General features: G+C 70.0%; 21 protein-coding genes. 10 read left to right on the forward strand and 11 right to left on the reverse strand.

The window, feature by feature from the left end:
* The first annotated feature begins 13 nt into the window (after window positions 1–13).
* Window positions 14–1,210 carry an MFS transporter gene (locus ACWPXE_RS00510; RefSeq protein WP_454016225.1) on the forward strand — a complete coding sequence of 399 codons (1,197 nt, stop codon included), beginning with the start codon at window positions 14–16 and terminating at the stop codon, window positions 1,208–1,210.
* 80 nt (window positions 1,211–1,290) lie between these two features.
* Window positions 1,291–2,487 (forward strand): ATP-dependent DNA helicase, encoded by a 1,197-nt coding sequence (locus ACWPXE_RS00515; protein WP_454016226.1) that lies wholly within the window; start codon window positions 1,291–1,293, stop codon window positions 2,485–2,487.
* 58 nt (window positions 2,488–2,545) lie between these two features.
* On the opposite strand, the gene ACWPXE_RS00520 is transcribed toward ACWPXE_RS00515, so the two are convergent.
* From ACWPXE_RS00520 to bla, 4 genes are all read right to left on the reverse strand, one after another.
* Window positions 2,546–5,650 (reverse strand): molybdopterin dinucleotide binding domain-containing protein, encoded by a 3,105-nt coding sequence (locus tag ACWPXE_RS00520; RefSeq protein ID WP_454016227.1) that lies wholly within the window; start codon window positions 5,648–5,650, stop codon window positions 2,546–2,548.
* Window positions 5,651–5,664: 14 nt separating this feature from the next.
* Complete coding sequence (nrfD, locus tag ACWPXE_RS00525; protein ID WP_454016228.1) at window positions 5,665–6,798, reverse strand: NrfD/PsrC family molybdoenzyme membrane anchor subunit; 1,134 nt, start codon at window positions 6,796–6,798, stop codon at window positions 5,665–5,667.
* Window positions 6,798–7,550 (reverse strand): sulfate reduction electron transfer complex DsrMKJOP subunit DsrO, encoded by a 753-nt coding sequence (gene dsrO / locus ACWPXE_RS00530; protein ID WP_454016229.1) that lies wholly within the window; start codon window positions 7,548–7,550, stop codon window positions 6,798–6,800. Before dsrO ends, nrfD begins: the two co-directional genes overlap by 1 nt.
* Window positions 7,551–7,718: 168 nt before the next feature.
* Complete coding sequence (gene bla, locus ACWPXE_RS00535; RefSeq protein WP_454016230.1) at window positions 7,719–8,609, reverse strand: class A beta-lactamase; 891 nt, start codon at window positions 8,607–8,609, stop codon at window positions 7,719–7,721.
* Between the two features lie 107 nt (window positions 8,610–8,716).
* Between bla and ACWPXE_RS00540 the strand changes: the two genes are divergently transcribed.
* On the forward strand, window positions 8,717–9,592 hold the full coding sequence (locus ACWPXE_RS00540) for a LysR family transcriptional regulator (protein WP_454016231.1): 876 nt from the start codon (window positions 8,717–8,719) through the stop codon (window positions 9,590–9,592).
* A gap of 9 nt (window positions 9,593–9,601) precedes the next feature.
* Here the strand turns inward: ACWPXE_RS00540 and ACWPXE_RS00545 are convergent, their stop codons facing one another.
* Window positions 9,602–10,588: an aldo/keto reductase gene (locus tag ACWPXE_RS00545; protein ID WP_454016232.1), complete on the reverse strand. Its 987-nt coding sequence runs from the start codon at window positions 10,586–10,588 to the stop codon at window positions 9,602–9,604.
* 355 nt (window positions 10,589–10,943) lie between these two features.
* On the opposite strand from ACWPXE_RS00545, the gene ACWPXE_RS00550 reads away from it, so the two are divergent.
* From ACWPXE_RS00550 to ACWPXE_RS00560, 3 genes are all read left to right on the forward strand, one after another.
* Window positions 10,944–12,971: a methyl-accepting chemotaxis protein gene (locus ACWPXE_RS00550; protein WP_454016233.1), complete on the forward strand. Its 2,028-nt coding sequence runs from the start codon at window positions 10,944–10,946 to the stop codon at window positions 12,969–12,971.
* Window positions 12,972–13,088: 117 nt separating this feature from the next.
* On the forward strand, window positions 13,089–14,228 hold the full coding sequence (locus tag ACWPXE_RS00555) for an SbmA/BacA-like family transporter (protein ID WP_454016234.1): 1,140 nt from the start codon (window positions 13,089–13,091) through the stop codon (window positions 14,226–14,228).
* An 89-nt stretch (window positions 14,229–14,317) separates the two neighbouring features.
* Window positions 14,318–15,502: an HPP family protein gene (locus ACWPXE_RS00560; RefSeq protein WP_454016235.1), complete on the forward strand. Its 1,185-nt coding sequence runs from the start codon at window positions 14,318–14,320 to the stop codon at window positions 15,500–15,502.
* Window positions 15,503–15,556: 54 nt separating this feature from the next.
* On the opposite strand, the gene ACWPXE_RS00565 is transcribed toward ACWPXE_RS00560, so the two are convergent.
* The 3 genes from ACWPXE_RS00565 to ACWPXE_RS00575 all read right to left on the reverse strand — a co-directional run bounded on the left by ACWPXE_RS00565 (window position 15,557) and on the right by ACWPXE_RS00575 (window position 18,399).
* Window positions 15,557–16,441, reverse strand: a complete 885-nt coding sequence (locus ACWPXE_RS00565; RefSeq protein ID WP_454016236.1) for a ParB/RepB/Spo0J family partition protein — start codon at window positions 16,439–16,441, stop codon at window positions 15,557–15,559.
* Complete coding sequence (locus tag ACWPXE_RS00570; protein WP_454016237.1) at window positions 16,431–17,465, reverse strand: AAA family ATPase; 1,035 nt, start codon at window positions 17,463–17,465, stop codon at window positions 16,431–16,433. The genes ACWPXE_RS00565 and ACWPXE_RS00570 overlap by 11 nt, the downstream gene beginning before the upstream one ends.
* 169 nt (window positions 17,466–17,634) lie before the next feature.
* On the reverse strand, window positions 17,635–18,399 hold the full coding sequence (locus ACWPXE_RS00575; RefSeq protein ID WP_041813439.1) for a M48 family metallopeptidase: 765 nt from the start codon (window positions 18,397–18,399) through the stop codon (window positions 17,635–17,637).
* Window positions 18,400–18,587: 188 nt separating this feature from the next.
* On the opposite strand from ACWPXE_RS00575, the gene ACWPXE_RS00580 reads away from it, so the two are divergent.
* Both ACWPXE_RS00580 and ACWPXE_RS00585 read left to right on the forward strand, forming a co-directional pair.
* Complete coding sequence (locus tag ACWPXE_RS00580; RefSeq protein ID WP_454016238.1) at window positions 18,588–19,196, forward strand: flavodoxin family protein; 609 nt, start codon at window positions 18,588–18,590, stop codon at window positions 19,194–19,196.
* 64 nt (window positions 19,197–19,260) lie between these two features.
* Window positions 19,261–20,067 carry a hypothetical protein gene (locus tag ACWPXE_RS00585; protein WP_454016239.1) on the forward strand — a complete coding sequence of 269 codons (807 nt, stop codon included), beginning with the start codon at window positions 19,261–19,263 and terminating at the stop codon, window positions 20,065–20,067.
* A 9-nt stretch (window positions 20,068–20,076) separates the two neighbouring features.
* Here ACWPXE_RS00585 and ACWPXE_RS00590 read toward each other — a convergent pair whose 3' ends face one another.
* A complete protein-coding gene (locus tag ACWPXE_RS00590) occupies window positions 20,077–21,105 on the reverse strand; it encodes an AbrB family transcriptional regulator (RefSeq protein WP_454016240.1) in 1,029 nt (342 codons plus the stop codon).
* Window positions 21,106–21,318: 213 nt separating this feature from the next.
* On the opposite strand from ACWPXE_RS00590, the gene otnI reads away from it, so the two are divergent.
* Both otnI and ACWPXE_RS00600 read left to right on the forward strand, forming a co-directional pair.
* On the forward strand, window positions 21,319–22,107 hold the full coding sequence (otnI, locus tag ACWPXE_RS00595) for a 2-oxo-tetronate isomerase (protein ID WP_454016241.1): 789 nt from the start codon (window positions 21,319–21,321) through the stop codon (window positions 22,105–22,107).
* 2 nt (window positions 22,108–22,109) lie between these two features.
* Window positions 22,110–23,000 carry an AEC family transporter gene (locus ACWPXE_RS00600; protein ID WP_454016242.1) on the forward strand — a complete coding sequence of 297 codons (891 nt, stop codon included), beginning with the start codon at window positions 22,110–22,112 and terminating at the stop codon, window positions 22,998–23,000.
* Window positions 23,001–23,130: 130 nt separating this feature from the next.
* Here the strand turns inward: ACWPXE_RS00600 and ACWPXE_RS00605 are convergent, their stop codons facing one another.
* Window positions 23,131–24,099: a glycosyltransferase family 2 protein gene (locus tag ACWPXE_RS00605; protein ID WP_454016243.1), complete on the reverse strand. Its 969-nt coding sequence runs from the start codon at window positions 24,097–24,099 to the stop codon at window positions 23,131–23,133.
* Window positions 24,096–25,019: a glycosyltransferase family 2 protein gene (locus tag ACWPXE_RS00610; RefSeq protein ID WP_051140669.1), complete on the reverse strand. Its 924-nt coding sequence runs from the start codon at window positions 25,017–25,019 to the stop codon at window positions 24,096–24,098. Before ACWPXE_RS00610 ends, ACWPXE_RS00605 begins: the two co-directional genes overlap by 4 nt.
* Between the last annotated feature and the right edge of the window lie 2 nt (window positions 25,020–25,021).

Consider the following 25,021-nt stretch of genomic DNA (forward strand, 5'->3'; position numbering starts at 1 on the left):
CCTTCCCGCGATCTTGCCCCACACCACCCATCGGCCTCCGGCCTCGCCTCTGACGGTGCTGGCCGCGCTGATCCTCGGCGTCTGCGTCATCCAGGTCGCCAACGGCATCCTGCAGATCCTGCTGCCGCTCCGCCTCGCCGAGGCCGCGGCCCCGCCGCTGGTGGTCGGGGCGGTGGCCTCGGCCTATTCGATCGGCTTCGTGCTGGGCTGCTGGGCGGCACCCTGGATGATCCGCCGGGTGGGCGGGGTGTGGTCCTTCGCCGCCTTCGGGCTGCTCGCCGCCGCCGCCACGCTGCTGCTGAACCTGCTGCCGGACGCGCGGGCCTGGGTGGGGCTGCGGCTGCTGATGGGGGTGTCCTACGTCGGGATGCTCACCGTCGCGGAAAGCGGGTTGGCCAGCTTGACCCCGCCGGGATCGCGGGGCAGCGTCTTCTCCCTCTACATGATCGCCTGCAAGGTGGCGGTGATCGGCGGCCAGATGCTGCTCGCCAGCCCGGACCTGTCGGCCCTGTGGCTGACCGTCCTGGCGGCGGGCTGCTACGGCCTGTCGCTGGTGCCGGTGGCGGTGATCCGCCCGCCGGCCAGCGCCGCGCCGAAGGGGCCGGCGCCCTCGCCCTGGCAGTATGTGCGGCGGGCGCCGGTGGCCTTCGCCGGCTGCCTGATGGTCGGCCTGTGCAACACCGCGGTCACCGGCATCGGCCCGGCCTGGCTCGCCGGGCTGGCTCTGCCCGCCGCCGGGGTCGCCCTGATCATGTCGGGCATCCAGGTGGGCAGCGTGGTGCTGCAATGGCCGATCGGCCGGCTGTCGGACCGCCACGACCGGCGGCTGGTGATCTTCGCGGTGTCAACCGTGGCGACGGTCGCCGCCTTCCTGATCGCCGCCTTCGCCAACCCGCCGGGCGGGGCGGCGCCGCAGGCCGTCCTGCTCGGGCTGTTCACCCTGTGGGGCAGCGCTGCCCTGTCGCTCTACGCGATCTGCGTGGCCCACGCCAACGACCATGTGACGGTGGAGGAGACGGTGCCGCTGGCGAGCGCGCTGCTGCTCGCCTGGGCGCTGGGCGCCGCCCTCGGGCCGCTGCTGGCGACGGCGGCCATGGAGTGGTTCGGGCATGACGCGCTGTTCGTCTATGTCGGGGTGGTGTCGGGCGGGCTGACCCTGTTCGCCGGCCTGCGCCGCCTCATCAGCGGCCCTTTCCGCCCCGAGCCGTGAAGCCGTAAAGGCCGTAATGCTTGGCCGCGGGCGGGCGGGCGGGCTACTGTGTCCCGCCCAGCAGCCCCCCCCCGCGCTTCATGCCCAGCACCACCGATACCCCGACCGACGAGCAGTTCCGGGCGATCCAGGCCATCGACGCCTGGTACGCCGACCCCGCGGCCCCCCAGATGTTCTGGCTGGCCGGCGAGGCCGGGACCGGCAAGACCAAGACGACCGTCTTCGCCCTGGATCATCTCCAGGATCGCCGCAACCTGGAGAATTTCGTGGTCGGGGCGCCCACCGGCAAGGCCGCGCAGGTGCTGCGCCGCAAGGGCATCGACCGGGCGGCGACGCTGCATTCGCTGATCTACGCGCCGCGGCAGGACGACAATACCGGCGAGCTGTTCTTCGCCCGCAAGTCGGAGGGCAAGTTCGCCGAGGCCGACCTGATCGTCTGCGACGAAGGCTCGATGGTCGGGGACGACGTGGCGGGCGACCTGCTGCGCTCCGGCAAGAAGATCCTGATGATCGCCGACGACTACCAGCTCCCCCCGGTGACCGGCCAGGGCACGCTGACCAAGGGCGAGCCGGATTTCCGGCTGGTCGAGCCGCACCGCACGGCGCGGGAGAGCCCGGTGATCCGCCTCGCCCATCTGCTGCGCCGGCAGGAGCTGCCGCGCCGCTTCGGAACCGCCGGGAACGCACATGTCCTGCCGCTGAACCGGGTGACCGAGCCGCTGGCCCTGCGGGTGGACACCCAGACCATCTGCGGCACCCACCGTGTGCGCACCGACTTCACCCGGCGCATCCGCACCCGCCACGGCTTCGACACGGTGATGCCCCAGGCGGGCGAGCGGGTGATCTGCCGCCGCAACGATCGCGAGGAGGGGCTGTTCAACGGCATGATCGGCACGCTGACCCGTCCGGCGGCGGAAGGGCGGGGGCGCCAGGACGGGTTGTGGTCGCTCGGCGTCCACATGGAGGACGAAGTGAAGCCCCGCAGCAAGCTGATGGTCCATCCCTGGATGTTCCAGGCGCACTACAGCGGCGAGACCAAGGCGCCGCGGGTGGAGCGCGACGTGCAGCAGTTCGATTGGGCCTGGATGATCACCTGCCATTCCGCCCAGGGGTCGGAGTTCCCGTCCGTTACTGTGCTCGACGATTCCGCCGCCTTCCGCGAGCACAAGTGGCGTTGGCTCTACACCGCCGTCACCCGCTCGCAGGACGAGCTGTTCCTGCTGCTGCGCAACGCCGATCTTGGCGGGAACTGGCGGATGCCGGAACTCGACGCGTGACGGGGTGAAGTAACCCTCTCCCCGGACGGGAGAGGGGATTTCAAAGGTGATCCATGACTCACGCCGCCGCGACCCGTTCCAGCTTGGCGGGAAGGCCCTGGCGCACCGCCGTTCCGGCGATGGGATCGACCCAGACCGAGGCGCCCGGACGGGTCGGGTCGTGCAGGCCCAGGTCGTTGATGTTCACCCCGGCCCCGATCTCAGGCACCACCGGCTGGCTGCGGCCGCCGATGACGTGCGGCCGCGCGCCGAACTCCTTGTGGCCGAAGCCGTGCTCGACGGCCAGCACGCCGGGCATCACGCCGTGCCGGACGATGGCGGTCGCCAGCTCCGACCCGCCCGGTGTGGCGATGCGGATGCGGTCGCCGGTGGCGATGCCCAGCCGCCGCGCGTCCTCCGCGTTGATGCCCACCGGGTTCTCCGGATGCAGGTGGCGCAGGCGGTTGGCGGCGATGGTGTAGGCGCTGACCAGCACCGATTTCGAGCTGATGAGCTGGAAGGGCCAGTCCTCCGCTGTGTGGACCTGCCGCATCGGCGTGCCGTCGGCGAAGGCCGGGGGCGTCCACGCGGCGGTGCCGGTCCACCGCTTGCCGGTGACACTGCTCTTCGCCGCGCCGACCGCCTCGTTGTAGACCAGCAGCCCGTCCTTGAAGCGGTGGGTGGCCCTGTCGCCCTCGAAGCCCTCCGCCTGGTTCTGGTAGCGCCCGCCGCGCGCCAGCATGAAGGCGACCTTGCGCCACTCCTCCTCCTTCAGCACCGACTGGAGCGCCGGCAGGACGCGGGCGACGCCGGACAGGGCGATGTCCTCGTCGGTGGCGTCGGGCACCGGCTGCTTGCCCAGCCACGCGATGTTGGCGCCGCCGCGCAGGTACCAATCCTCGGGCCGTTCCAGCGGGTGGGTGTTCCCGTCCATGTCGGCGATGGCGTCCGGGCCGAAGCCGGGCAGGCCCAGCCGCTTCGCGAGCGCGATCAGGAAGGTTTCCATCTGGACGTGCCGGCCCTCCGGCAGCGGTTCGGTGCGCGGAGTCACCACCGGCCAGCGCGCCGTCGAGGTCTTGGTCGGCACGCCCGCCCAGGGGGCCGCCCAGCCCCAGGTTTCGTACAGCACGGTGTCGGGGATGATGTAGTCGGCGAAGGCCGTGGATTCGTTGATGAAGGGGTCGATGGCGACGATCAGCGGCAGCGCCTTCGGGTCGCGCAGCTTCGCCTCCACCTGGGCGCGGACGCCGGGGATGCCGTAGACCGGGTTGCTGTTCCACAGGAACAGAGCCTTCAGCGGGTACGGGTAGCCGTCCACCACGCCGCTGGTCAGATACTCGGTGGTGAGCTGCGGGGCGTTGGGGTACCAGGGCGCCTTGGCCGGATAGGGCTTGCCCGCCTCCTTCTTCGCCTTGAACTCGCTGGATTTCTCGTAGGGTATGGGGCGGCTGATGGCGGTGCCGGAGGGCTTCACCTGTCCGGGGAAGCTGGCCAGCTTGTAGCGCGGGCCGTCCTGCTCGTCCGGGAAGCGCCCGCCGCCGAAGATGGTGCCGCCCTTCCAGTTGAGGTTGCCGATCAGCGTGTTCAGCGTGACCACGCCGAAGGCGTTGTAGAAGCCGTTGCCGGCCATCATGCCGCCGTGGGTGTTGGCGGCGGCCTTCTTGCCGTGGCTGGTGAACTCCCGCGCCAGCCCGGCGATGACGTCGGCGGGGATGCCGCAGGCGTCGGCGTAGCCGGCGAGGTCGAGCTTCATCGCCTGCTCGCGCAGCAGGGTCAGGCTGGTCTTCACCGCGACGTCGCCCGCCGGGGTCGCCACCGTCCCGCCGTGGAACAGAGCGGCCGGTCCCATCAGTGCGTCGTGGGCCACCGAAGTCCCGCTGGGGTCGAGCACGACGAAGGCGTCCTTGGCGCCGTAGCGCTCTTTCTCGTCCAGCGTCACCCAGCCGAGGTCGGAGGCGCGCAGCATCCGCCCGTCGCGCGGGTGGCCCGCCTGCTGGATCACCAGATGGGTGGCGTTGCACCAGCCGGCCTCGCCCGCCGCGTCCGCCGCCTTGCCGTTGGGCTGGGACAGGTAGTTGGTGTCGATGCGCCCGTTCTCGAACATCCAGCGCATCATGCCCATGACCAGGGCGCCGTCGGTGCCGGGCCGGATGGGAATCCAGTTGGACCGCTCCGCCGCCGCGCGGTTATCGGCGTTGGTCAGCACGGGATCGACGACGACGTAGTTCAAGACACCGTCCGTCCGCCCCTTGGCGAGCAGCATGGCCTGCCGCTTGAACGGGTTGCCGGCGTTCGACGGGGCGGTGCCGATGAACAGCACGAACTCGGCGTTCTGCAGGTCCGGCTTGGCGTGCGGCATCTTCTTGGCGTCGCCGAACACCGCCCCCGAACCGGAGCGGTAGGCGCCGCCGCAATAGGAGCCGTGGCCGACGAAGTTGATGGTCCCCAGCGCCTGGTTGAAAAAGCGCCGCACGAAGGGCTCCCGCCCGTCGTTGACCGACGACAGCAGGGCCACCTGATTGACCTTCGGCCCCAGTTCGGGGGCGGCCGGGTCGATGAGCGTCTTCAGGTCGCGCAAAGACCGCAGGCCGGGCACCGGGCCTTCGCCGAACAGGTCGCCGCCTTCCGCGATCTCCTCGACCAGCCGGTCGAAGGCGATGGGCTCCCACCGGCCGGAGCCGCGCGGGCCGACGCGCTTCATCGGCGTGGCGACGCGGAAGGGCGAGGTCAGCATCTCCAGCGCCGCGTTGCCCCGGCCGCAGGCGGTCGAGCGGCCCTTCAGCCCCTTCTCGTCCAGCCGCGACAGCGACTTGAAGCTCTCCTTGATCGACGTGCCATAGGGCAGGAAGGGATCGGTGGACAGCGGGCTGTAGGGGTTACCGGCGACGCGCAGCACCTTGTTCTTTTCGACGTCCACCCTGACGCGGACGCCGCACAGCGTGGTGCAGCCGAGGCAGGCGACGTTGGCGACGATCTGGCCCGGCGTCGGGGCGAGGTCGCCGGTCGCCGGATCGACGCGGAATTCGGGGGCCGGGGCGTTGCCGGAGATGGCGTGGTCGGGCTTGTCGCCGGCCCAGGCGCCCTTCACGAGCTTGCGCCCGGTGTCGGAGAAGCCACCCGCGAAGGCGGCGAGCGCGCCGCCCGCGGCGCTGGTCTTCAGAAGAAGGCGACGGGAAATCGACATGATGGGTGCTCCGTTCACTCGGCGGCGGCCACGGTTCCGGCGGGCGCCCGGGGGGCGCGGGCCGAAGCGGGCGCCGGGCGGCGCGGGGAAGGCAGGATGGCGGTGAGGACGATCAGCAGGAACAGCCAGAGTCCCGCCGTGCCGACGATCCCCAGCAGCCCCTCCGGCCCGGCGGGCAACGCGTAGTCGTAGAAGCCGGCGCCGGTCTTCGGCACGGTCTGGCCGCCGATGAACACGGTCCAGCGGAACATCCAGGCGCCGTGCAGGGCGATCAGCCCGGTCAGCAGCCCAGTTCCGGCCGGCTTGGCGACGGCGATGGCGAAGGGCAGCGCGGTGGCGACGACGGCCCAGACGGCGGTGACGCGCCATGCCTCCGACCCGGCGACGCTGCCCAGCGCCTCCGCGTGGGTGGCGTCCAGCCCGAACAGGCCGAGCGCCAGCCAAAGCGCCCCGACCATCATGACGCCGCCCAGAAAGCCGGCGAGCAGCCGGTTCGCCCGCACCTCCACCGCGCGGTCGTTGCCGGCGGCGAAGCGGTTCAGCACCAGCACCAGCCCGGCGGCGCCGGCCAGCGCGGTCATCAGGAACTGCACGGGCAGGAACGGCGTGTGCCACAGCGGGCGCGCCTTGACCACCGCGACCTCCGCCCCGGTGTAGAGGGCGACGAGAAGCGCACCCGCCAGGGCAAACAGGCCGGCGGCGCGGATCAGCGCGTCGTTGCGCCCGCCGCCCAGCGACGCCAGCCGGTAGAGCGCGGCGAGGCGGCTGTCCACCCGGCCATGCGCCTGCAACTCCTCGCGGAAGCACGCCCAGCCGTAGACCAGCAGGCCGGTGACGTAGAGGGGGATGAAGACGGAGCCCCACCACATCCACGACGTCGGACGCAGCACGACGTAGAAGTGCCAGAAGCGGCCGGGCTGATGGAGGTCCGACAGCAGCGCCACCGGGGCGGCCAGCCCGCAGGTCAGCGCCACCAGCAGGGCGGTGCGCCCAAGCGCACGCCAGTCCTGTCGGGCGAAGGCGTAGCCGGGCAGGCTCAGCAGCAGGCCGCCGACCGACAGGGCGATCAGGAAGAAGTATTGAACGGCCCAGGGAAGCCACGCGACCTCGCGGGTCACGTTGATGACCTCGACGATGTGGTTGTCCATCACGCGTGCTCCTTTTGGGCGTGGGTCTCGCTGCTGGGCCGCCAGAGCGTCGGCGTGCCGTCGACCTTCCCTTGGAAGCGGGGATCGAGGCCGAGGTAGAAGACGCGCGGCTGGGTCCCCTGCTCCGGCTTCAGCACCTTGGGGTTCTCTTCGCGGACCAGGGTGGCGACGGCGCTGTCCGGGTCGTTCAGGTCACCGAAGATGCGGGCGCCGCCGACGCAGGTCTCCACGCAGGCGGGCAGCAGCCCGGCCTCCACGCGGTGGACGCAGAAGGTGCATTTGTCGGCGGTCTGGGTTTCGTGGTTGATGAAGCGCGCGTCGTAGGGGCAGGCCTGGACGCAATAGGCGCAGCCGACGCAGACGGTGTTGTCCACCACGACGATGCCGTCCCGGCGCTGGAAGGTCGCGCCGGTCGGGCAGACGGGGATGCAGGGCGGGTCCTCGCAATGGTTGCACAGGCGCGGCAGCATGTAGCTGCCGGCCTTGCCCTGCTCCGTCACCTCGTAAGTGGAGACGATGGTGCGGAAGCTGTTTTCCGGGACGTCGTTCTCCATGATGCAGGCGACCGTGCAGGCTTGGCAGCCCACGCATTTGCCCACGTCCACCACCATCGCCCAGCGGTGCGCCGGATCGCCGTCCCGGCGGAGCGACGCTACCCCGGGGGCTGCGGCGGCGGGCATTGCCGTCGCCGTTGCGGCGCCGATGGTCGCGGCGCCGGTGCCGAGGCAGAAGTTGCGCCTTGATCGGTCCATGGCTGGCCTCTTCGCACCTGATTCCTTCGGCCGCGACGAACCGCGGCCCTACGGTGCGAAGGGTACCGGCGCCCTGCCCCCACTCCCATTGGGGGCATCCCTACACTTCTTAGGGTAAACCCCAGTGACGACATGCCGCAGGGTTTGTGGATGGTGCTCCGGCGGCGATCAGCCCTTGAGGGCGTCGGCGACGGCGCGGGCCACGCCGGCGTGGGTGGCGTCCCGTTCCTTGAAGGCGTCGGCCGTCTCGGTCAGGTAGCTGGCGATGAGCAGCGGGGCCCTCCCCTCCGGCCAGACGATGCCGATGTCGTTGGCCGTCCCGCGCACGCCGGTGCCGGTCTTGTCGCCGACGCGCCAGCCCTTCGGCAGGCCGGCGCGCAGGCGCTTATCACCGGTCCGGTTGGCGACCATCCAGGCGATGAGCCGCTCGCGCGACGCTGGGCTCAGCGCGTCGCCCAGCATCAGCCGCTCCATGCTGTGGACCATCGCCGCGGGCGTGGTGGTGTCGCGCGGATCGCCGGGAATGGCGCTGTTCAGCGACGGCTCGTTGCGGTCCAGCCGGGTTTTCCGGTCGCCCAGCGTGCGCAGGAAGGCGGTCAGCCCGGCGGGATCACCCACCGCCGGCAGCAGCAGGTTCGCCGCCACGTTGTCGCTGAGCGTCATCGTCGCCTCGCACAGTTCGGCCACCGTGGGGGGGCGGCCGTCGAGGCGGGTTTCGGCGAAGGGGGCGTAGGGAACCATGTCCGCCTTGGTCACCGGGATGGGCCGGTCCAGCCGCTCGCGTCCCTCGTCCACCCGTTTCAGGACGGCGCCAGCCAAAAGAAATTTGAAGGTGCTGCACATCGGAAAGCGCTCGTCCGCGCGATGCCCGAAGCTCTGCCCGGTGCCGGTGTCGAGCACCGCCACGCCAAGCCGCCCGCCGCTGCGCTTTTCCAGCGCGGCGATCGCGTCGGCCAGCCGCTTGTCCCCGAATTTCCTGGGTTTCTCCGCCTTCACTCCGGTTGCCGCCAGCAGCGTCACGCCGCCCGCCGCGGCCAGGAAAGCCCGCCGTCCGATCATCGTGTCCTCGTCTCATGCCGTGTCGATGGACGGACGATAAAAAGCTGACGGCCGCCGAACAAACGATGATAGTTTTCACAAGCCACAAGAAAAACTAATAGCTGTCCATGGCCCGCTCCCAGCTTCCGCTCAACGCGCTGCGCGCCTTCGAGGCGTCGGCCCGCCATCTCAGCTTCACCCGCGCCGGGCTGGAACTGTGCGTCAGCCAGGCGGCGGTCAGCCAGCAGATCCGCACGCTGGAATCGCGGCTGGGTGTCACCCTGTTCCGCCGCCTGCCGCGCGGCCTCGCCTTGACCGACGAGGGGGCGGCGCTGGTGCCGGTGCTGATGGATGCCTTCGAGCGCATCGGCGCGACGCTCGACCGCTTCGCCGACGGGCGTTACCACGAGGTGTTGACGGTCGGGGTGGTGGGGACCTTCGCGACGGGCTGGCTGCTGCCGCGCCTGCCGGCCTTCACCGCCGCGAACCCGGCGGTCGACCTGCGCATCCTGACCAACAACAACCGGGTCGATCTGGCCGGCGAGGGGCTGGATTTCGCCATCCGTTTCGGCGACGGTTCCTGGCACGGGGTGGAGGCGGTGCCGCTGCTCGACGCCCCGTTGACCCCGCTCTGCGCCCCGGCGCTGGCACAACGGCTGTCCAGCCCGGCGGACCTCGCGCGGGAGGTGCTGCTGCGCTCCTACCGGGTCGAGGAATGGCAGCGCTGGTTCGCGCTGGCCGGGGTGCCCTGCCCGGCCATCCGCGGCCCGGTTTTCGACTCCTCCCCCACCATCGCCGCCGCCGCCGCGATGGGCGCCGGGGTAGCGCTGCTGCCGGCGCGGCTGTTCGGGCACGATCTCGTCACCGACCGGCTGGTCCGCCCCTTCGCCATCGAGGTGCCGGCGGGCCGCTACTGGCTGACCCGCCTGCACTCCCGTCCCGAGACGGCGGCGATGCAGAGCTTCCGCCACTGGATCGCCGCCGCCCTCCAGGCGGACGATTAGGCTGGAGTCTCAAGCTGGTGTGGGCGCCTGTTCCGGCAGGACGCCGGCCTGTTTCAGTTCCCGCCAGAAGTCCGCCGGGATCGGCTGCTTCATCAGCGCCACATTTTCATGGACGCGCGGCGGGTTCTTGGTACCCGGAATGACCGATGCGACGACCGGGTGCGCCGCGCAGAATTGCAGCGCCGCCGCCCGCAGATCCACGCCGTGCCGCTGGGCGATCTCGGCCAGACGGTCGCGTGCCGCCACCTTGTCCGGCGGGGCCTCCTGGTACTCGAAGTTCTTGCCCCCGGCGATCAGGCCGGAGTTGTAGGGGCCCCCGACCACGACATGGACGCCGCGTTTCTGGCAGCGCGGGAACAGCGTGTCCAGCGCAGGCTGGTTCAGCAGGCTGTAGCGCCCGGCCAGCAGGAAGACGTCCGGGTCGGCCCGCTCCAGCGCCATCACGCAGGGCTCCACCCGGTTGACGCCCAGGCCCCAGCCGCGGATCACGCCCTCCTCGCGGAGCTTGGTCAGCGCCACGGCGGCGCCCTTCATGGCGGTGTCGAACACCTCCAGCCAGCGGTCGCCGTGGGCGTCCTCGGCGCAGTCGTGGATGTAGGCGATGTCGATGCGGGCCAAGCCGAGCCGTTGCAGGCTGTCCTCGATGGAGCGGCGCACCCCGTCGGCGGTGTAGTCGTAGTCCACCCGGAAGGGCAGCCCCTTCACGAAGGGGCCGTGCTTGCCGCCCTTGCTGGAATCGGCGCGCAGCAGGCGCCCGACCTTGGTGGACAGGACGAAGTCGTCGCGCGGCCGGTTGCGCAGGACATGGCCGAACCGGTGCTCCGATATGCCGGGGCCATACTCCGGCGCCGTGTCGAAATAGCGGATGCCGGCGTCCCAGGCGGCGGCCAGCGTGGCCTCCGCCACGTCGTCCGGCACCTCCTCGAACATGTTGCCGAGCGGAGCGCCACCAAACCCGATGGGTCCGGGCGGAGCGAAATGCTTGCTGTCCGGCATGACCGACCTCTCGTTGTTCCGTGCGTGTGCGGGATTCCAGTCTGCGCTCTGGCGGCGCTTCCCTCAACATGGGGCCTAAACATCGGCCCTCAACATCGGCCCTCAACATCGGGATGGTTCCCGCGTTCCCATTCGCAACTTGACGACGCGGGCGTGGCAATTTGCGACACGAATGGGAGCGCGTTGGCAAATTGCAACGGTTGGGAAGGAACAACCGCGCAGCCCGCTCGGGAATTTTGCTGGGTGGAACAGCAATTGCGCGGAGTTTGGGAGTTGGTACGGAATTTGAGAATGATTTGATCCGGTGCGGGCAACCGGCGCCGAACAAAAAATACCCCAGGCAGGACATCCCATCATGACCACCTCCCTTCGTGCTTTCGCCAACTTGCGCACCGCAACCAAGGTCTATACCGGCTTCGGGGTCACGCTGGCCCTGCTGGTCACGTTGGGGGCGGTTTCCTGGAGCGGCCTTCGGTCCAACGATACAGCGCTGCGCAGCTACGCGGCGCAGTCCAACATCACGGTGACGTTGGGAGAGGCCGATACCGCGCTGTCCGACGCGCTGGGAGCGGCAGCGGAGTTTCTCGTTTCCGGCACGGACGGCGCGGCCAACCGATTCCGCGCGACAGCCGGCGAGTTCCGCCGGCAGTTGGACAGGGCGGCCCCCGGCATCGGCGATTCGGCCGATCGTCAGGCGGTGGAGGAGATCCGCGGGCTGGAGCGGGACTTCCTGACCGGCTTCGACCGTCTGGTCGCCCTGCGCACGGAACGGGACGGCATCGTTGCGGAGGTGGTCAACAAGCTGGGCGCCGACATTCGCCGGATGTTGAGCGATCTGGTGACGGTCGAACGGCAGACCGGCAATCTGGACCGCACCGTTCAGGCCGCGGGCGTCAGCGAGCAGTATCTGCTGGTGCGCGTCCTGGTCGCACGCTTCGTGACCGAGACGAAGCCCGAGGATCTGGTCCGCATCCGCCAGGATCTGGCGTCGGTGGCCGCCGATGTCGAGGGCGAAGCCAAGGGCTGGGCCGACTCCCCGGGCGCCGCCAAGCGCACCGAGGTGCTCGCCAAGCTGCCGCGCTACACCGCCGGCATCGAGCGCATCGCCGCCATCGCCGAGGAGATGACACGCGTCAACGCCGACACGCTGACCCGCGCCGGCGCCCAGATCAATGGGAAGATCGGGTCGATACGCCAGCACTCCACCGAGGTCCTGAAGGGGCTGGAGGTCAGCGCCGCCGCCGCGGTGACCGCCGCCGAGCGGCAGGGTGCCGCGGTGACCGCCGCCGCCGTTGCGCTGGGCCTGCTGCTGGCCTGGATGATCTCGCGGGCGATCACCCGTCCGCTTGGCGCCATAACCGTGGCGATGGGCCGGCTGGCCGAAGGTGACCGCACGGTGCAGGTGGATGAGGGGTGGCGAAAGGATGAGATCGGCGCGCTGGCCCGCGCCCTCCAGGTCTTCAAGTCGAACGCCGAGGAGATGGAGCGCATGCGCAAGGCGCAGGAGGAGGCCGAACGCCAGGCCGCCGAGCAGCGCCGCGTCACCATGATCCGCATGGCCGACACCTTCGAAGCGACCGTCCAGGGCATCGTCGAGGCGGTGGCGAGCGCCGCCGGCGGCATGCACAACGCCGCCAGCACCCTGTCCGGCACCGCGTCGGACGCCAGCGAGCGCTCGCTGCTGGTCGCCTCTGCCTCCGAGGAGGCGTCGGCCAACGTGCAGACCGTCGCCAGCGCGACGGAGGAATTGTCGGCCTCCATCGCCGAGATCGGCCAGCAGGTGGAGATCTCCACCCGCATCGCCGGTCAGGCGGTGACCGACGCGGAAGGTGCCGACCGCACCATGCGCGCCCTGGTCACCGCCGCCGAGCAGATCGGGCAGGTGGTGGAGATCATCAGCGGCATCGCCGCCCAGACGAACCTGCTGGCGCTGAACGCGACCATCGAGGCGGCGCGCGCGGGCGAGGCCGGCAAGGGCTTCGCCGTGGTGGCGGGCGAGGTGAAGGCGCTGGCCAACCAGACCGCCAGGGCGACCGACGAGATCCAGTCGAAGGTGCAGGAGATCCAGCAGACCACTGGCGGCGCGCAGAAGGCCATCGGCAGCATTGGCCAGACCATCGGCCGGATGAGCGAGATCGCCACCACCATCGCCGCGGCCATCGAGGAGCAGGCCGCTGCGACCCGCGAGATCGCCAGCAGCGTGTCCCAGGCCGCTCAGGGGACGGAGGAGGTGTCGCGCAACATCGCCGGCGTCAGCACGGCGGTGTCGGAGACTGGCAGTGCAGCCAGCCATGTCCATGGCACGTCGGAGGAACTGGCCGCCGAGGCCGAGCGGCTGCGCAGCGAGGTGCGCAGCTTCATCGCCACCGTCCGGGCCGCCTGATCCGGCGGGATGAGGGGATCACCGCTTGTTCCGGTTCCCCTCCACCGGAAGGGTGGTAGGCTGAACCGAGGCGCCTGAGCAAAAGGCGTCTCGGTTGGGCGGCCGGGATGGTCGGTCATGGTGAGTAGGATTTCCCTGAGAGCCGCCTCCGGTTTTGTCCGGCGTTTCGCCGGGCTGGCCGGGGGCTACTGGGCGGGGCGGGACCGCTGGTCGGTATGGCTGCTGACGGCGGCTCTTCTGACCCTGACGGTGGCGCAGGTGTCGGTCCCGGTCATGTTGAACCTGTGGAGCCAGCGCCTGTTCGACGCGCTGGAGCAGCGGGCGATGGACCGTTTGCCGGTCATGGCCGCGGCGGCCGGCGGCATTCTGCTGTTCAACATCGCCGTCACCGTGTCGCATCTGTGGGTGAAGCGGCGCATCCAGTTCGGTTGGCGGGCGTGGCTGACCCGGCGCTTGGTCGGCGGTTGGCTGTCCGACGGGCGCGAACTGGCCCTCCCCTCCTGTCCAGGCGACCATGACAATCCGGACGGACGCATCGCCGAGGACGTCCGAATCGTCACCGAACTCGCCATCGACCTGGGCCATTCGTTGACCTACTGCCTGCTGCTGCTGGTCAGTTTCGCCGGCATCCTATGGCGCCTTTCCGGAGTCGTTCCTGTCACGCTCGGCGGCGTGAGCGTTCCGGTGCCCGGCCATCTGCTCCTCCTCGCCTTGGCCTTCTCCGCCGCCGGGACCGCTGCGGCCATCGCCGTCGCCCGGCCGCTCGTCCGCGCGGCGGAGCGCCGGCAGGGGCTGGAGGCCGATTTCCGCTTCGGGCTGGCGCGGGTTCGCGAGAACGCCCCGGTCATCGCCCGGCAGCATGGCGAGGCCGTCGAGCGCAGCCGCATGGCTCTGCTGTTCGGCGGGGTGCGCCGTGGCTGGGAGCGGCAGACCGGCGCGCTGGTCCGCGTGATGGCCTTCGGCGCGTCCTATTCGGTGCTGTCCACGGTCTTTCCCATCCTGGTGGTGGCGCCCCGCTACGTCGCGGGGGCCATCACGCTGGGGATGATGATGCAGACCGCGCAAGCCTTCCAGCAGGCCGTCGCGGCGCTGTCCTGGCCCATCGACAATCTGGCGACCGTCGCCCAGTGGAAGGCGTCGGTGGAGCGCGTGCTGGGATTGAAGGAGGCGCTGGACGGGATCGCCCCCTTGCCCCCGGTCAAGGCGCGCGCTCCCGATTGTCTGTCCGATGGCGGCAACACCGCGCAAAAACGGTAAGGCGGTCCGGCACTTTCCGTTTGACCTCAACTTAGCTTGAGGTTCTATCCTGCCGCCGCACGCCGAAACCTTGGGAGGGACCGGGCCGAATGCACCGCGAGATACGGCTCCTGCTGCGCCGCTGGAAAATTACTCTGCTGAAGAAACGCGAAAACCGCCGCCGCCTTGCCCTGTTCAGGCCCATCCTGCCCGGTGCGAATCTGAAGGACCGGTTGATCGCCTGCTGCGGGGCCATGCTCGGCCTCGCCGCGACGGGCCTGCTCTGCCACAACCTGCTGACCCACATCACCAGTGCGCCGGCCCTGGTGGCGCCCATGGGGGCGTCGGCGGTTCTGCTGTTCGCGGTGCCGGCCAGTCCGCTGGCTCAGCCCTGGTCGATCATCGGCGGCAACACCCTGTCGGCGCTGGTCGGGGTGATGGTTGCGGCGCTGATCCCCGACCCGATGCTGGCCGGCGGCGTGGCGGTGGCGCTGGCCATCGCCACCATGTCGATGACGCGCTGTCTGCACCCGCCGGGCGGCGCCGCCGCGCTGACCGCGGTGATCGGTGGACCGGCGGTCGCGGCGTCGGGGATGCAGTTCGTGTTCTATCCGGTGGCCGTCAACTCCATCCTTCTGGTGCTGGCGGGCTGGACGTTCCACCGCTTCTCCGGCCATTCCTACCCGCACCGGGCGCCGCCCAAGCCGGCCAACAGCCACGGCACCGCCGACCCGCCCGCCCGGACGCGCGGCGGCCTGACCGCCGACGATCTGGACGAGGCGATCCGCGAGTTGGGGGAGGCGCTGGACGTCAACCGCGACGACCTGAGCGCCCTTCTGGAGAAGGCCGAACTTCACGCCATGGAGCGGATGCACGGCGGGATCACCTGCGGCGATATCATGGCCCGCGATGTGGTGACGGTGAGTGCGGAGGCTCATCCGGAGGTGGCCCGTGCCCGCCTGATCGAGCACAGCTTCCGCACCCTGCCGGTGGTGGACCGGCGCAACGTGGTGGTTGGTCTGGTCGGGCACCAGCATCTGGTCGGGAACGCCGCGACGGTGGCCTCGGTGATGGCCCCGCCGGTGACCGCCGGCCCGGAAACCCCAGCCTTCCGCCTGCTCGGCCCACTGTCGGACGAGAGCACGCACGAGGTTGCCATCGTGGATGGGAGCGGCGGACTGCTGGGGGTGGTGACCCAGACGGACCTGCTGCTCGTGATGGCCCGCACGAACCTGCTGCAATCGTTGGACAGCGCCCGGAGCCCGGCTGCGCTGGTGGCGTCGGAAAGCCACTGAACCGCAACGGCAGCCCCGGCTCCGCGAGAAAATTTTCTCGCGGAGCCGTCTTTTTTACTCCCCTCCCCTGCCCTTCCCGGCGTCGAGGATCGCGTCGATGTCGTCGCGGATCGCGCGGAGCGTCTCCCGGTCGATGTCCGCCAGCGCCAAACCCTGTTCACGGACGCTGGCGACGGTCTGGCGCGCCCCGAACACCACCTTCGCCAGCGGCTTCGGCAGAGCGCTGCCGGTCGGAACCGCGTTGCTGCGGGGCTTTGCCGCCACGGGCGCTGGGGTCTCCTCGTCGGCGGAGCGCCGGGTCATCTCATTGACCAGCGCGTCCCAGCCGCGCAGCTGTTCGCCCTCCCCTTTCAGCCGGGCGATCTCCACCAGCCGGTAACGCGCCGGGCGATGCAGCGGATATTCGTCGCGGATGCGCTGCGGCAGGCGGCTGATGAGGAGCGCGCGGGAAATGTCCACCCGGTCCTTGCCGACGATCCGCCCGACATCCTCCTGCCGGTAGCCGTGGCGCTCCATCAGCCGGGCGTAGGCGTCGCCCTCCTCGAAGGGCGACAGGTCGGCGCGGACGACGTTCTCGATCAGCGCCAACTCGTCCGACGCGCCGGTGACGGTGACGGCGTAGATGGTCGGGTGGCCGAGCGCCCGCACGGCGCGGAAGCGCCGCTCCCCGAAGACGAGCTGGAAGCGGCCGTCGCCCAATTGCTGCACGCCGACCGGTTGGGCCAGCCCATGCTGCGCGATGGAGGATTTCAGCGCCTCCATGTCCGCCTCGTCGAAATGGCGGCGCGGCTGGTCGGGGTTGGTGACGATGCGGCCGACGTCGATCTCCACAACGACCGGGCCCCGGCGGTTGAAGCCCTGCCCGTCCTCGCGGGCTTGGCGCTCCGCCGCTGCGGTGGTCAGCACGCCAGTGTTCGTCCGGGCCAGTTTACGCGACATGGGCCATCACCTCCGGCATGCGGGCACGTTCCTGGATCAGCGCGTCGGCGACGGCCTGATAGACCTCGTAGCCCGGCGCGTCCGGCACCGCCTCCAGCGCGGCGCGCCCGGCGGCCACCGCCTGGGCGTAGACGGTCGCCCGCGGGATCGGGCCGAAGACGCGCAGCTTCGCGCCGAACAGGTTGCGGATGTCGTCGAGCGACGCCTGGTCCTGGGTCAGCCGCGCGTTGAACATCGTCGGCAGGATGCCGAGAACGCTGACCCCCGGGTTGGCCCGGCGGCGGATCATGTCCAGGTTCTCCAGCAGGAACTCCACGCCCGCGACGCTCAGCATCTCCGTCTGGCAGGGAATGGCGACGGTGTTGGCGGCGGTCAGCGCGTTGCGCGCCAGCATGCCGAAATGCGGCGGGGTGTCGACGAAGATGAAATCGTAACTCTGCCGCGCTCCGCCATCCAGGCATTCCCGAAGCGCGCAATCCCCCGAGGACTGGCTTTGCAGCTCGGCCTCCGCGTCGCCCAGCCGCATGCCGCTGGGGATCACGTCCAGCCCGCTGTCGGTGGTGACGATGTAGTCGCTGAGGTCAAAATCTTTCCCCCGCGATTTCAGCGCCTCCACGGACGCCTTCAGCGCGTAGTAGAGGGTTTTCTCCTCGCGCTCGCGCTCGATGGAGTTGATGCCGAGATGAATGGTGGCGTTGGCCTGCGGGTCCGCGTCGATCAGCAGGACCTTGAAATGCCGGGCGAGCAGGGTGGCGGTGTTGACGGTGAAGGCGGTCTTGCCCACGCCGCCCTTGCGGTTGGCCGCCGCACAGATCAGCGCCGGGCCATGCTGCGTCACCGTTCCGATCTTCTCCTGCAACAGCAGGGAAATGACCGGGGCCGGGATCTTCTCGCTGCCGTTTTCCCAGCGCGAGATCTTCGCCTTGTCGTATTTCCGACCGAGTTTTTCGTTCAGCCAAGCCGCGAAATCCGGCTGGTTCAGCGCCCGGCCTTCCCGGAACGCCTTGATGTCCTCGCCGCGCATGGTTTATTCCCCTGCCTTGCCCCGAGGCCACTTTTGCGCGGCGCCGGAGTCCGGTCAAGCCGGAATGTTGACTCCGGGGCAGGGGAGGGGAGTCAACATTCGGCGAGAAAATTTTCTCGCGGGAAACGCCCGGCGGGTGGTGCGACCGCGGCACCACCCGCCGCTCCGGTCAGCTCGGCTTGTAGGCCGCCTTCGCTTCGGGCATCAGCTTTTGCAGCGCGGCGATGCGGTCCGCCGTGCCGGGGTGGGTGGACATGAAGGTGGGTTGCTCGGCCCCTGCCTGCTTCATGTTCTGCCACAGCTCGATGGCCGCCTGCGGGTCGTAGCCGGCGCGGGCCATCATCAGCAGGCCGGCGCGGTCGGCCGCCAGTTCCTGGTTGCGGGAATAGGGAAGCAGCAGGCCGTACTGCGCGCCGGTGCCCAGTGCTGCGGCGATCATCTCGCTGCCGCCGACCCCGCTCGCTCCGGCCACGGCGCCAAGGATGCTGGTGCCGGCGTCGGTGGCCATCTGGGTGCTCACCCGCTCGGCGGCATGGCCTTCTAGATTGTGGGCGATCTCATGGCCGATGACCGCGGCGAGCTGCGCGTCGGTCTTGGCGTATTGGAACAGCCCCTCATAGACGCCGATCTTCTGGCCGGGCAGCGCGAAGGCGTTGGCTTCCTTGCCCTGGAACACGCGGACCTCCCAACCGGCGGGGTCGAGCGAGGCGGCGCGCAGCAGGCGGGCCGAGATCTGCTCGGCGCGGCGCTGGTAACTGGCGTTGGCGGTGGCCGGGGTCGACTGGATCAGGCGTTGCCAGTCCTGTTGGCCAAGCTCGACGAGCTGTTCCTGCGAGACGAGGTTCAGCCCGAGCCCCGTCGAGTTTCCGGCGCATCCGGCCAGCGCCAGGGACCCGGCCAGCGCCGCGGCAAGGCACAGGGGTCGGACGGTCATGGTCGGCATTGCTGTTCCTCCGTTGTGGTTCTGTCCACCGCATCCTATCCGATGGCGGATGGGCTGTGCCGGGGCAATTCGGTGGTCATGTTTTCGGTGGCCGTATTCTGGAAGCCGCAACGTTTGGCAAGGCGTGATGTTGCTTCCCGTCACCGCCGGCAGGCGGGGGATCGCATCCGGAGAGCACCATGCCGATCAAAGCCTTTGCGCTCAACTGCACCCTGAAGCCGTCGGGAAAGCCCTCCTCGACCGACGCGATGATCGGCCTGCTCCAGAAGGACCTTGCCGCCCATGGGGTCGAGGTGAGCGCGCCGGTCCGTGTCGCCGATCATGACGTGAAGCCCGGGGTCACCTCGGAGGAGGGGCCGGGCGACGCTTGGCCGGACCTGCGCCGCCAAGTGCTGGAGGCGGACATCCTCATCCTCGGCACGCCGATCTGGATGGGCCAGCCGTCCAGCGTGTGCAAGCGGGTGCTGGAGCGCATGGACGCCTTTCTGGGCGAGACGGACGACCAGGGCCGCATGGTGTCCTACGGCAAGGTCGCGCTCGTCGCCGTGGTCGGCAACGAGGATGGCGCCCACCATGTCTCGGCGGAGCTGTTCCAGGCGCTGAACGACGTCGGCTTCACGCTCGCCGCCAACGCCGTCTGCTACTGGGTGGGGGAGGCGATGCAGAAGACCGACTTTCAGGACCTGGACAAGGTGCCCGACAAGGTGGTCTCCACCTCGGCCATGGCCGCGCGCAACGCCGCCCACCTCGCGCGCTTCCTGAAGGAGAAACAGTATCCCGGCGAATGATGGCTCCCGGCGATTAGACGTCTAATAGCGTCGCATCGCCGTCTTCTCCCGGCCGTGCCATTCTGTGGATATCCTCTCAAGAGCCTTCTCAACCGCCCGCGCGATTCCATGTATAGTCGGTCTTGTAGGCCGGCGATGCGATGGCATCGCTGCGGGTGGATGGTGGCAGGAGGAACGGGTGGCGACGCTCAAGGAATTCGAAGAAGCCTTGAAGACGGCGGGCAACACGGAGGCCCTGGAGATCCTGGGCAAGCTGCGTGAGCGCGACAAGGCCCAGCGGTCGATCCGCCCGGCGCGGCGCGTCGTCGGCAAGAAGATGACCCCGGAACTTGCCGCGCAGATTCTGGAGCTTCATCGCACCACCGACATGACGCAGCAGGAAATCGCGTTCCAGCTCAGCGTCAACCAGGGCCGCGTGAACGAGGTCATCAAGCGCGGCAAGTGGCTGAACGACGACCCGAACGCGCCAGAGGCCGTCGCCCGCGACAAGGCCAAGGCCCGTGTCAAGGACGGGGTGGGCATCGAACCGCGCCCGTCCCGTCCGAAGAAGAAAAAGGCGGCCAAGCCGGCCGAGGAACCGGCGGTCGAGCCGATTCAGGAGGCCGTGGCGGAGGACGTGCCTCCTGCCGCAGCGCCGGCGCCGGAAGAACCGGTCCATACGCCCGAACCGGTCGGGGCGGCCCCAGAAGCGCTCGCGCCCGAACCGGCTCCTCTGGAACGGGTTGAGATGGCCCTGAACCCGGACGCCCAGGATGCGGCGGCCGAGGAGAAGGCGGCGGAGGACAAACCGGCGGCGGAAAAGGCGCCCAAGGAGAAGAAGAAAAAGCGCAAGGCCGAGCCGCCGGCGCAGCTTCTCTTCGACGGGCTGTAAAGCGTCCGCTCAGCCGCGGCGGGGCTGCCACCAGCGGGCCAGGAAGCCCAGCCCGGCGAAGCGCACGACGTGGTGCGTGCCGACGAAGGCGGTGTCGAGGCCGAGCACGAAGGCCACGATGGTCATCGCCTCCACCCCGCCCGGCGCGTAGGCGAGCCAGAGCTGGCCGAAGGGAAGCCCGAGTATCCAGGCCCCCGCCCAGGCGAAGGCCGAGGACAGGACGAGCGCCAGCGCCACGCTTTCCAGCGACGGGCGCAGCGCCGTCCGCAGGGAGGCCAGCGTGACCCCGGCGAAGCGCGACCCGATCAGCGCGCCCGTCACCACGAACCCCGCGTTGAGCAGCCAGTTCGGCAGGCGGTGGTCAACGAGGCCGCTGCCGTGCAGCACCGCGCTTCCCAGCATGGCGCCGAGCAGCACACCGCCGGGCACTCGCAGCTTCTGGAACAACAGCCCGGCCAGGGCGCTGGTGCCGACCAGAAGCGCCATCTCGGGCAAGGCGCCCGCCGGGTCAGAGAGGGCAGGGCGGGGTGGCAGACCCGGCGTGGACGCCACCAAGTCCAACAGCCAGGGCATGGCGGCGACCAGGACGAACAGCCGCAGGCTCTGCGCCAGCGCCACCCGCGGCAGATCGGCCCGGCTCTCCGCCGCCAACACCAGCACCGCGCCTAGCGCGCCGGGGACGGCGGCGTAGCGCGCGGTCGCCGGGTCCCAGCGATGCACCCGCTCCAGCCACGCCGAGCAGGCGTAGAGGCAGACCATCACCGATCCGGCGAGCAGCGCCATGCTGAGCGGCCAGGACGCCATCTGGTGCAGCGTGTCGGGCGTCACCCCGGCGCCCATGGAGATGCCCAGCAGCACGAAGGCGGCGGTGCCGAGCGGGGAGGGCAGGCGGAGTTTCAGTCCGCCGAGCGCCCCGCCGGCCACCGCGGTCATCGCTCCCATCAGCCACGCTGCGGGCAGCCCCGCCAAGGCGAACAGCCCGCCGCCCAGGGCGGCCAGAAGGAGGGTCAGGGCGGTGGCGGCGAGTCGCTTCATCATCCGTCGGGTCCGGCTGCGGCAAGGGCCGTGCACTGTGCGTGTCCCCCGCAATGTCGTGCAACCGGTAAGGGCGGTCACCTGACAAGCGTGTGCGGCATGGGCCGGCGATTGTCCGGACCGTCCGCCTGCTGCATTGTCGGAACAACCAGCCGCCACGGCGGCCCAGACGACGCGGGAGGGGACCATGCCCAAGAAATCCACGGGACGGACGCCATGAGGTTCGCCGCCAACCTGTCCATGATGTTCACCGAGCGGCCCTTCCTTGAGCGGTTCGGCGCCGCGGCAGCGGCCGGCTTTGATGCGGTGGAGTTCCTGTTCCCCTACGACGTGCCGGCGGAGCGGATCAAGGCGGCGCTGGACGCTCATGGGCTGACCCAGGCGCTGTTCAACCTGCCCCCTGGCGATTGGGCGGCGGGGGAGCGCGGCATCGCCAGCCTGCCCGGTCGCGAGGCGGAGTTCCGCGAGGGCGTGGCGACGGCCATCGCCTACGCCAAGGTGCTGGGCAACCGACTGCTGCATTGCATGGCCGGCATTCAGCCGCAGGGGATGGATCGGGAGGAGGCGCTGGAGGTCTACACCGGCAATCTGCGCCATGCCGCGGCGGCCTGTGCGGAGGCCGGGTTGACGCTGCTGGTGGAGCCGATCAACAACCGCGACATGCCGGGCTATCTGATGAACGGCACCACGCTGGCCCGCCAAGTGATTGGAGAGGTGGGGGCGCCGAACCTGAAGCTCCAGCTCGACCTCTACCATTGCCAGATCAGCGAGGGCGACCTCGCCACCCGCATCCGGGCCAACGCCGACCTCACCGCCCATGTGCAGATCGCCGGCGTGCCCGACCGGCAGGAGCCCGATCGCGGCGAGGTCCACTATCCCTATCTGTTCGAGGTTCTGGCCGACACCGGCTACCGCGGCTTCATCGGCTGCGAGTACCGGCCCCGCGCCCGGACGGAGGATGGGCTGGGCTGGTTCCACGCCGCCAACACGCGGGCCGCGCGCTGACCATGGACCTGCTTGCCCCCCTGTCCAGCATCGCCGCCGTCGTCGTGCCGGTGTTCCTGATCGCCGCCCTCGGCTTCGGCTGGAGCCGCGCCAAGCTGCCCTACGACAGCGCCTTCATCACCACCTTCGCGATCAACGTCTCCACCCCCTGCCTGGTCTTCTCCTCGCTGGCCCGCCTGACGCTGGGCGGGGACGATCTGTTGACCATGGCGGCGGCCTCGGTCGGCAGCATGGCGCTGGCCGGGCTGATGGCGACGCCGATCCTGCTCGCCAGCCGCCTGCCGCTGCGCGTCTATCTGCCGGCGCTCAGCTTTCCCAACGGCGGCAACATGGGCATCCCCGTCTGCCTGTTCGCCTTCGGGGAAACCGGGATGGGGCTGGCGGTGCTGTTCTTCGCAACGCTCGCCGTTCTCCAGTTCACCATCGGCCCGGCCCTGGCGGCGGGGCGCACGGACGCCAAGCAGGTGCTGCGCACCCCGGTGATCTACGCGGTCGCACTGGCCGTGCTGGTCCTGATGACCGGCGTCCAGCCGCCGCAATGGGTGACCAACACGACGACGCTGCTCGGCAACTGCGCGGTGCCGCTGATGCTGTTCTCTCTGGGGGTGGCACTGGCGGGGCTGCGGATGCAGGGCATGATGCGGTCGCTGGCCATGTCGGCGCTGCGCCTGCTGCTCGGCTTCGCCGCCGGGCTGGCGGTGGTGGAGGTGCTGGGCCTGGAGGGCACGATGCGCGGCGTCGTGCTGCTGGAAAGCACAATGCCGGTGGCGGTCTTCAACTACCTCTGGGCGCTGCGCTACAACAACGCGCCGCAGGAGGTCGCCGGGATGGTGCTGGGCTCCACGGCGCTGTCGTTCCTGACGCTGCCGCTGCTGCTGGCCGCGGTGATGTGAGGGGAGGGGAGTTGATTGCCCCCACCCTAACCCTCCCCCGCTTACGCAGGGGAGGGAGAAGCAGTCCCCTCCCCTGCGCAGCGGGGGAGGGTTAGGGTGGGGGCCAGACGCCGCAACGTCTGAACTGGCCTCACGCCGTCGCGGCGTCCGAATGCGTCGCCGCGCGCACCCGGCGGTGGAAGGACGGCGGCACCACGCAGGTCCCGAAGAACATCAGGTAATGCCGCATCTTCGGGTCGCCCGCCCGGGTCGCCTCGGCCAGCAGGCGGCGGACGGCGTTCCAGTCGCCCTCGCGGCGGGCCATGCCGACGACCTTGGTCATCAGGAAGGCGGCGTAGGCGTTGCCGGTCATCAGCGGACGGTGCGTGCGTGCCCACTCGAAGGCCTGCCGCCAGTCGTCCACCGAATGCAGCGAGGCGCGACCCTCGTCGATCTCCACGAAGCACAGCGGCTCGTCGACGAAGACCAGCTCCGCGCCCGGCTGGTCCAGCGCGCGGAACAGCCAGCCCCAATCCTCGAAATGGCGGTAGTCCGGCATCGGCACGGCGAGCGCCAGCGAGCGCGGCACCATGATGGTCGGGGTGGCGAGATAGCCGGGGCGGGACAGCGGGCTGCGGCGGTCGATCAGGTAATCGCTGATCGGCTCGCCCGGCTCCGGCCGCCGCTGCGGCCAGACGTAGCGGCGCTCGCCGATGCTGACGCTGGTGCTGCAGGACACCACCGGCAGCTTGGCGCCCGACGCCTTGGCGGCGGCGAGCTGCCGTTCCAGCTTCTCCGGTGCCCAGGAATCATCGTCGTCCAGGAATGCGATCCACTCGCCCAGCGCCGCCTGCACACCGGCGTTGCGCGCCCCCGCGGGACCGAGCGACGCCGGGTTCTGCACGATGCGCAGGCGGCGGTCCTCCACCGCCTCCAGCGCCGCGACGGTCGCGGGGTCCGGCCCGTCGACGACGACGACGATCTCCACATCCTTGAGCGTCTGGGCGCGCACGCTCTCGACGGCGTTCAGCACGAGATGCGGGCGGTTGCGCGTCGGGATGACCGCGCTGACGGTGACGGGCGGGGCTTCCGCCGTCCCCTTCATCTCCGCGTCCTTCATCGCTTGTACTCCAGATATTGGAAGCCCATCAGGCCGTAGAGATAGCCGCTGCCGACGCAGATCTTCTGGAGACGGCGGATCGGCCAGCTCGTGTCGAAGGCCATCACCATCGGCACCAGCGGCAGGGCGGCGAGGTTTAGCGCGATGTGCGCGAGCCCCAGCGTGGAGCGCTTCACCAGCGTGCGGCGCTGGCCGTTCAGCTTGGCCTCGGTCAGCGACACGCAGGTGCCCAGGCGGAAGGCGCGGCGCAGAATCCAGCGCGCGGTCATGCGGCTGGCCGGCACATGCTCCTCGATGGTGGCCTCGTCACACCAGACGATGCGGTGGCCCTGACGGCGGATCTGCTCGAAGAACAGCACGTCGCTGCCGCCGGACAGGCTCAGCTCCGGATCGAAGCGCACGCCGCCCTTCAGGATGGAGCGGCGGAACAGCACGTTGCCGGTGGCGCAATAGGCCGGCTCGCTGCCCGTGGGCATGCGCTGCAGGTCGTGGAAGCGCCCCTTGGTCAGCCAGTCGGGCGGGCGCTTCTCGTAGATCGGCAGGACGGGGCCGGCGACCACGGCGGCGCCGGTGCGCTCCATGGCCGTCACCAGCCAGTCCAACCAGCCGGGGCTCGCTACCTCGTCGTCGTCGATGAAGGCGATCAGGTCGGCGTCCGTGGTCTCGTCCAGGCAGCGGTTGCGGGCGGCGGGAATGCCCGGCACCGGCTCCGCCGCGTAGCGGATGGGGAAGCGCCAGTCCTGCGCCATCTCGCGGCACAGCGGTTCGGCGGAGCGCGCCGGGTCGTTGTCCACCACCAGCACCTCGACGTCCAGCGGGGCATCGGGGTTGAAGGTCAGCCCCTCCAGCGACAGCAACGTGCGGTGAAGATCCTTCGGCCTGCGGTAGGTGCACACGCAAACCACCAGCTTTTTCGACATGA

It is taken from the genome of Azospirillum sp. Marseille-Q6669 (assembly GCF_965111635.1).

Coding starts and splice junctions, on each gene's coding strand:
- ACWPXE_RS00515 (WP_454016226.1), top strand. CDS start 1,291: ATGCCCAGCACCACCGATACCCCGACCGACGAGCAGTTCCGGGCGATC.
- ACWPXE_RS00520 (WP_454016227.1), bottom strand. CDS start 5,650: ATGTCGATTTCCCGTCGCCTTCTTCTGAAGACCAGCGCCGCGGGCGGC.
- nrfD (WP_454016228.1), bottom strand. CDS start 6,798: ATGGACAACCACATCGTCGAGGTCATCAACGTGACCCGCGAGGTCGCG.
- dsrO (WP_454016229.1), bottom strand. CDS start 7,550: ATGGACCGATCAAGGCGCAACTTCTGCCTCGGCACCGGCGCCGCGACC.
- bla (WP_454016230.1), bottom strand. CDS start 8,609: ATGATCGGACGGCGGGCTTTCCTGGCCGCGGCGGGCGGCGTGACGCTG.
- ACWPXE_RS00540 (WP_454016231.1), top strand. CDS start 8,717: ATGGCCCGCTCCCAGCTTCCGCTCAACGCGCTGCGCGCCTTCGAGGCG.
- ACWPXE_RS00545 (WP_454016232.1), bottom strand. CDS start 10,588: ATGCCGGACAGCAAGCATTTCGCTCCGCCCGGACCCATCGGGTTTGGT.
- ACWPXE_RS00550 (WP_454016233.1), top strand. CDS start 10,944: ATGACCACCTCCCTTCGTGCTTTCGCCAACTTGCGCACCGCAACCAAG.
- ACWPXE_RS00555 (WP_454016234.1), top strand. CDS start 13,089: ATGGTGAGTAGGATTTCCCTGAGAGCCGCCTCCGGTTTTGTCCGGCGT.
- ACWPXE_RS00560 (WP_454016235.1), top strand. CDS start 14,318: ATGCACCGCGAGATACGGCTCCTGCTGCGCCGCTGGAAAATTACTCTG.
- ACWPXE_RS00565 (WP_454016236.1), bottom strand. CDS start 16,441: ATGTCGCGTAAACTGGCCCGGACGAACACTGGCGTGCTGACCACCGCA.
- ACWPXE_RS00570 (WP_454016237.1), bottom strand. CDS start 17,465: ATGCGCGGCGAGGACATCAAGGCGTTCCGGGAAGGCCGGGCGCTGAAC.
- ACWPXE_RS00575 (WP_041813439.1), bottom strand. CDS start 18,399: ATGACCGTCCGACCCCTGTGCCTTGCCGCGGCGCTGGCCGGGTCCCTG.
- ACWPXE_RS00580 (WP_454016238.1), top strand. CDS start 18,588: ATGCCGATCAAAGCCTTTGCGCTCAACTGCACCCTGAAGCCGTCGGGA.
- ACWPXE_RS00590 (WP_454016240.1), bottom strand. CDS start 21,105: ATGATGAAGCGACTCGCCGCCACCGCCCTGACCCTCCTTCTGGCCGCC.
- otnI (WP_454016241.1), top strand. CDS start 21,319: ATGAGGTTCGCCGCCAACCTGTCCATGATGTTCACCGAGCGGCCCTTC.
- ACWPXE_RS00600 (WP_454016242.1), top strand. CDS start 22,110: ATGGACCTGCTTGCCCCCCTGTCCAGCATCGCCGCCGTCGTCGTGCCG.
- ACWPXE_RS00605 (WP_454016243.1), bottom strand. CDS start 24,099: ATGAAGGACGCGGAGATGAAGGGGACGGCGGAAGCCCCGCCCGTCACC.
- ACWPXE_RS00610 (WP_051140669.1), bottom strand. CDS start 25,019: ATGTCGAAAAAGCTGGTGGTTTGCGTGTGCACCTACCGCAGGCCGAAG.